The sequence below is a fragment of the Avibacterium sp. 21-594 genome (assembly GCF_026226815.1).
GTDB classification, from domain to species: domain Bacteria; phylum Pseudomonadota; class Gammaproteobacteria; order Enterobacterales; family Pasteurellaceae; genus Avibacterium; species Avibacterium avium.
In genome coordinates this window covers 2,330,550-2,337,010 of the sequence record NZ_JAKKOC010000001.1, presented here as the reverse complement: position 1 = coordinate 2,337,010, position 6,461 = coordinate 2,330,550, and the positions used below count along the sequence as shown (strand labels likewise).

General features: G+C 42.5%; 5 protein-coding genes. 4 read left to right on the top strand and 1 reads right to left on the bottom strand.

Annotated features, from left to right (window positions below; all coding sequences use genetic code 11):
- Positions 1-978: TonB-dependent receptor plug domain-containing protein (locus L5B76_RS11245; RefSeq protein WP_265755492.1), on the bottom strand; the 978-nt coding region annotated here is incomplete at its 3' end.
- 523 nt (positions 979-1,501) lie between these two features.
- Between L5B76_RS11245 and leuA the strand changes: the two genes are divergently transcribed.
- The 4 genes from leuA to leuD all read left to right on the top strand — a co-directional run bounded on the left by leuA (position 1,502) and on the right by leuD (position 6,452).
- Complete coding sequence (gene leuA, locus L5B76_RS11240; RefSeq protein ID WP_265755491.1) at positions 1,502-3,055, top strand: 2-isopropylmalate synthase; 1,554 nt, start codon at positions 1,502-1,504, stop codon at positions 3,053-3,055.
- An 11-nt stretch (positions 3,056-3,066) separates the two neighbouring features.
- Positions 3,067-4,143: a 3-isopropylmalate dehydrogenase gene (gene leuB, locus L5B76_RS11235; protein WP_265755490.1), complete on the top strand. Its 1,077-nt coding sequence runs from the start codon at positions 3,067-3,069 to the stop codon at positions 4,141-4,143.
- 287 nt (positions 4,144-4,430) lie between these two features.
- Positions 4,431-5,840: a 3-isopropylmalate dehydratase large subunit gene (leuC, locus tag L5B76_RS11230; RefSeq protein WP_265755489.1), complete on the top strand. Its 1,410-nt coding sequence runs from the start codon at positions 4,431-4,433 to the stop codon at positions 5,838-5,840.
- Between the two features lie 9 nt (positions 5,841-5,849).
- The gene (gene leuD / locus L5B76_RS11225; RefSeq protein ID WP_115249484.1) at positions 5,850-6,452 is read left to right on the top strand and encodes a 3-isopropylmalate dehydratase small subunit; all 603 of its coding nucleotides are present in this window, start codon (positions 5,850-5,852) and stop codon (positions 6,450-6,452) included.
- Positions 6,453-6,461 lie beyond the last annotated feature (9 nt).

The window sequence follows — 6,461 nt, the reverse complement described above, 5'->3', positions numbered from 1 at the left end:
TCCTTCAATATTTCCGCAATAGCCACAACCGCTATCATCTGCAGAATAACGTTTATTTTTCATTAAATAAGCATTTGCAGTTAATTCGCTCACAAAGCCCAAATTTTTCGCTGTCCATTCAAAATTGGTATTTTGTAGGGTGGTTTCGCGGTAGGCAGGTGCTTGGCGAGCCAAACTTAAGCGCGGGTTTGTTCCCACGGTAAATTCTTCTCTTACCGCTCGCACGCCACGATGTTGATCTTGCAAGTGGCTAAGTACAAAACGGTGGTTATCAAAGGTTGCGCCTAATTTGATTAAATAGCTACGTTTATCTAATCCGCTGTAAGGCACGGTTTTTCCACCATTATAGTTAGTATAACCTTTACCCGGTTGATAATCGTGATCGTTTACTCTGGTATAAGATACTAAGCCATCAAAATGTCCAAATTTACCAAAAAGTGTTGAGCCATAAGTATATCCATCATTGGTTGAATAGCCGGTACTAATTTTAGCCCCAAAATTCCGTTCACTATTCCCTAAAAGATCTAACGCATCAACAGTTTTGGTAATAATCGCCCCATTCGTTGCACCAATCCCTGCACTGGCAGAACCTGCCCCTTTTTGTACAGAAATACTTTTAAGCAATGACGGATCTATAATAAAACGGCCTTGGTGATAAAGTATTTGGCTATCTGAATAAGCATTATCAACCTTGATGTCAACAGAATTTTGCCCCATTCCACGCAAAGTCAAAAATTGTGATGTTCCGTTTCCTGCCCCGATATCAATGGAAGGTTCTTTAGATAACAAAGAACGAATATCCGTTGCGGTGCTTTCATTCATTTCACTCAATGTGACAACATTCGTTTCGATTTTCTTACCTTGGTGTTCAGAGACAAGAATTTCATCTAAAACATCTTCATTTGCCAAGGCTGAGCCAGCTGCAAAAGTATGCGCAATGGCTAAACTAATAAAAGTTAAGGTAAATTTCTTAGACATTGTTATTCCTTCCATTTAGGGTTAATACAGATATGTACGAGAGTAAACTCAAAAGCATAATAATCTAAATGATATTAGTTATCAATACCATTATAAATTATTTTTGTTTGTTTTTGATAGATACCCTGCAATTTGAAAGATCGAGTAAAATAAATTTTATCCACGCCATTTCTAAAAAAGTGCGGTATAAAAAAGTAAACTTTTTGACCAAACCAAAATATTTATCTTTTTATTCTCAAAATAACAGTGTATTAATCTAATTCAAATTCTTGTAAATCGTTTACTTTGGATAAAAATGCTAAAATTTTGTTTGACAGTTTCTTTTTAACGAGTAAGATAAAACTCGTTTTCAAGAAGGATTATGTTTTATGTTTACTCGTGTTTTGCTCTCACTCCACCTGCTTCTCTCACAGTTTTTGTGCGGCTAGCTTGTGGATGAAAAACACCAAAGTAAAAACTTCCCAAATTTGACCCGCACTTTTTAGGCGGGTTTTTTTATATCTTCAAAATGAAAGGACAGATTATGCAAGATCAAGTGATTATCTTTGACACCACCTTACGCGATGGTGAACAAGCGTTGAAAGCCAGTTTGACAGTAAAAGAAAAATTACAAATCGCTTTTGCCCTTGAGCGTCTTGGCGTGGACGTAATGGAAGTGGGTTTTCCTGTGTCTTCCGCGGGGGATTTTGAATCCGTCCGCACTATTGCAGAAAACATTAAAAATAGCCGAGTTTGTGCCTTATCGCGCGCAGTAGATAAAGATATTGATGTGGCGGCAGAAGCATTAAAAGTGGCAGAAGCCTTTCGTATTCATACTTTCATTGCCACTTCCGCCTTGCACGTTGAAGCTAAATTACGCCGCACGTTTGATGATGTGGTAGAAATGGCGATTAACGCCGTAAAACGTGCGCGCCGTTATACCGATGATGTGGAGTTTTCTTGCGAAGATGCAGGGCGTACGGGTATCGATAATATTTGTCGTATTGTGGAAGCTGCAATTCAAGCTGGGGCGACCACAGTGAATATTCCTGATACCGTGGGTTATTGCTTGCCGATGGAATACGGCAATATTATCGCCAATGTAATGAACCGTGTGCCGAATATTGATAAAGCGGTGATTTCTGTGCATTGCCACAATGATTTGGGTATGGCAACGGCAAATTCTTTAACTGCGGTGCAAAATGGCGCGCGACAAATTGAATGTACGGTAAATGGCATCGGTGAGCGTGCGGGTAACACGGCGTTGGAAGAAGTGGTAATGGCGATTAAAACACGTCAAGCCTTGTTTGGCGTGGATACGCGCATTAATACGCAGGAAATTCACCGCGTCAGCCAAATGGTTAGCCAATTATGCAATATGCCAATTCAGCCAAATAAAGCCATTGTCGGCTCGAATGCTTTCGCCCATTCTTCGGGTATTCACCAAGACGGTATGGTGAAAAATAAAAACACCTATGAAATTATGTCGCCAGAAACCATTGGCTTGAAGAAAGAAAAATTGAATTTGACTGCTCGCTCTGGCCGTGCCGCGGTGAAAAATCATATGGATTCAATGGGTTATCAAGAAAATGAATATGATTTGGATAAATTATACGAAGCTTTCTTAAAACTTGCAGATAAAAAAGGTCAAGTGTTCGATTATGACTTAGAAGCCCTTGCTTTTATTGATATGCAGCAAGGCGATGAAGATCGCTTAACCTTAGACGTAATTACTTCACAAATGATCAGCCATTTGCCTGCTTCCGCCTTTGTGCAAGTGGAGCTAGACGGTGATAAATTAAGCCAAGTATCCAGCGGCGGTAATGGCCCTGTGGACGCAGTATTTAATGCTATCTTGAAAATCACCAATATTGATTTAAAAATGTTGAACTATAACTTAACCGCGAAAGGGGAAGGCGCAGAAGCGCTCGGTCAAGTGGATATTGTGGTAGAACATAAAGGACGCCGTTTCCACGGTGTGGGCTTGGCAACGGATATTGTGGAATCTTCAGCGCGTGCGCTTATCCACGCCATTAATGCGATCTACCGCTCGCATAAAGTAGAAAATTTAAAATTAAGCAAAAATGCAATCAATTAAGGAGTGATGTGATGAAAAATTATAATGTTGCCGTATTAAGTGGCGATGGCATTGGCCCAGAAATTATGGCTGAAGCCCTTAAAGTGCTTGATGCTGTACAGCAAAAATACGGTTTTCAACTTAACTTTCGCCATTTTGATGTGGGCGGTATCGCCATTGATAAACACGGCACGCCATTGCCAGCAGAAACTTTAAAAGGCTGCGAAGAAAGCGATGCGATTTTATTTGGTTCAGTGGGAGGGCCTAAATGGGAAAACTTACCACCAAATCAACAACCTGAACGTGGCGCGTTATTACCGTTGCGTAAACACTTTGCTCTATTTTGCAACTTACGCCCTGCAACCCTATACAAAGGCTTAGAAAAATTCTGCCCATTGCGTGCAGATATTGCGGCAAAAGGCTTTGATATGGTAACGGTGCGTGAATTAACCGGCGGGATCTATTTCGGTCAGCCTAAAGGCCGTGAGGGCGAAGGGAAAAACGAAAAAGCCTATGATACGGAAATCTATCACCGCTATGAAATTGAGCGTATCGCCAAAGTGGCCTTTGAAACCGCAATGAAACGCACTAAACACGTTACTTCAGTGGATAAAGCCAACGTGTTGATCAGCTCTACCCTATGGCGTGATGTGGTGGAAGAAGTGGCAAAAGGCTATCCTGAAGTAAGATTGGATCATATCTATATTGATAACGCTACAATGCAATTAATCAAACAACCTGAATTTTTTGATGTGTTGCTCTGCTCAAATATTTTCGGCGACATTATTTCTGATGAGTGTGCAATGATCACGGGATCAATGGGAATGCTTCCTTCCGCCAGTCTAAACGAACAAGGTTTCGGTTTATACGAACCCGCAGGCGGCTCAGCCCCTGACATCGCCGGCAAAGGCATCGCCAACCCAATAGCACAAATTCTTTCAGCTGCGATGATGTTGCGTTATAGCTTTGATCTCAATGACGCCGCCACCGCAATAGAAAGTGCGGTGAAAAAAGTGCTAGAAAATGGCTACCGCACCGCAGATCTTGCAGATGAAAGCGCGCCTGTTTCAACAGAAGAAATGGGGGATCTTATTGTGGCTGAGATTTAAAAATCTCCCCCTAGCCCCCTCTATATATGAGGGGGAGAAATGAGATACTCACTCTCTTTTAATTTAACCAAAATAAGAATAGCGCACCTTCGGGTTCCCTTCTGTTTTGCCCGAGTGTGAATGAATTTTTAGGAACATTTAGTTTGTCTGAGGCACAAAGTGCCGAGTTCTAAATTTTCCGTTAAGAAAATTCATTCTAAGCGAGGAAAAGCAAAACAGCAGGGTGTGCTTTTTTGCCTACTTTTTTGCACAAGCAAAAAAGTAGGTTCACAAAACGAGTAATAAATATGAAAAAAACCCTATACGACAAATTATTCGATGCCCACATCGTTTACGAATCAGCAGGCGAAACGCCGATTTTATACATCAATCGCCATTTAATTCACGAAGTAACCAGCCCGCAAGCCTTTGACGGATTGCGTGTTGCCAATCGCCAAGTGCGTCAAGTGGGTAAAACTTTCGGCACAATGGATCACAGCATTTCAACACAAGTGCGTGATGTGAATAAATTAGAGGGACAAGCCAAAATCCAAGTATTAGAACTTGCCAAAAACTGTGCCAATACAGGAATTGAATTGTTCGATATGAACACCAAGCAACAAGGTATCGTTCACGTTATGGGGCCAGAGCAAGGTTTAACCTTACCAGGAATGACTATCGTCTGTGGGGATTCCCACACTGCAACGCATGGGGCATTTGGCGCATTAGCGTTTGGGATTGGTACATCAGAAGTGGAACACGTTCTTGCTACCCAAACCTTAAAACAAAACCGTGCTAAAAATATGAAAATTGAAGTGCGTGGCAAAGTAGCCCCAGGAATTACGGCAAAAGACATTGTGCTTGCCATTATCGGCAAAACCACAATGGCAGGTGGCACAGGACACGTTGTAGAATTTTGCGGTGAAGCCATTCGTGATCTTTCTATGGAAGGAAGAATGACCGTCTGCAATATGGCCATTGAACTTGGCGCAAAAGCAGGATTAATCGCGCCAGATGAAACGACTTTTGAATACTTGAAAGGCCGCCCTTATGCGCCGAAAGGCAAAGATTGGGACGATGCGGTGGCTTATTGGAAAACCTTGAAAACCGATGAGGGCGCAGAATTTGATACGGTAATCGTATTAGACGCGAAAGATATTTCACCACAGGTAACTTGGGGAACGAACCCGGGGCAAGTAATCGGCATTGATCAAACCGTACCAAATCCCGCTGAAATGAATGATCCAGTGGTACGCGCCTCTGCCGAAAAAGCCTTAGCTTATATTGGGTTAGAAGCTAATGCGGATTTAACTCAAATCCCTGTTGATCAAGTTTTTATCGGCTCTTGCACTAACTCGCGTATTGAAGACTTACGTGCTGCCGCCGCAGTGATGAAAGGGCGTAAAGTTGCCGATAACGTAAAACGCGTGTTGGTTGTTCCAGGATCGGGTCTTGTTAAAGAACAGGCCGAAAAAGAGGGCTTAGATAAAATCTTTATTGAAGCAGGGGCTGAATGGCGTAACCCCGGTTGTTCAATGTGTTTAGGAATGAATGATGACCAATTAGGCGAATGGGAACGTTGTGCTTCCACCAGCAACCGTAACTTTGAGGGGCGTCAAGGGCGTAACGGACGCACACACTTAGTTAGCCCCGCAATGGCGGCGGCGGCGGCAGTGTTCGGCAAATTTGTTGATATTCGTCAAGTGGAATTACTTTAAGGAGAAATTATGGCAGGCTTTAAACAGCATTCAGGCATTGTTGTGCCTTTAGATGTGGCAAATGTAGATACCGATGCCATTATCCCAAAACAATTTTTACAAGCTATCACCCGCGTAGGGTTTGGCAAGCATTTATTCCACGAATGGCGTTATCTCGATGCAGCAGGCACGCAGCCTAATCCTGATTTTGTGCTGAACTACCCGCAATATCAAGGGGCAAGCATTTTATTGGCACGCAAAAATCTTGGCTGCGGCTCATCTCGCGAACACGCCCCTTGGGCATTGGCAGATTATGGTTTCAAAGTGATGATCGCCCCAAGTTTTGCGGATATTTTCTATAACAACAGCTTGAACAACCATATGTTACCCATCCGTTTAAGCGAAGAAGAAATCGAAGAAATCTTCCAATGGGTGTGGGCAAATCAAGGGGCGAGCATTGATGTAGACTTAGAAAAAATGACCGTAACCGTAGGTGAAAAAGTCTACCCCTTTGAACTAGACGAATTCCGCCGCCACTGCCTATTAAATGGCTTAGACAACATCGGACTCACCCTCCAACACGAAAACGCCATTGCAGAATATGAGAAAAATATTCCTGCGTTTTTGAGATAAACTTAAGGC

Excerpts from the sequence above, each read along its gene's own strand:
- leuA (WP_265755491.1), top strand. The coding sequence starts at position 1,502 with ATGCAAGATCAAGTGATTATCTTTGACACCACCTTACGCGATGGTGAA.
- leuB (WP_265755490.1), top strand. The coding sequence starts at position 3,067 with ATGAAAAATTATAATGTTGCCGTATTAAGTGGCGATGGCATTGGCCCA.
- leuC (WP_265755489.1), top strand. The coding sequence starts at position 4,431 with ATGAAAAAAACCCTATACGACAAATTATTCGATGCCCACATCGTTTAC.
- leuD (WP_115249484.1), top strand. The coding sequence starts at position 5,850 with ATGGCAGGCTTTAAACAGCATTCAGGCATTGTTGTGCCTTTAGATGTG.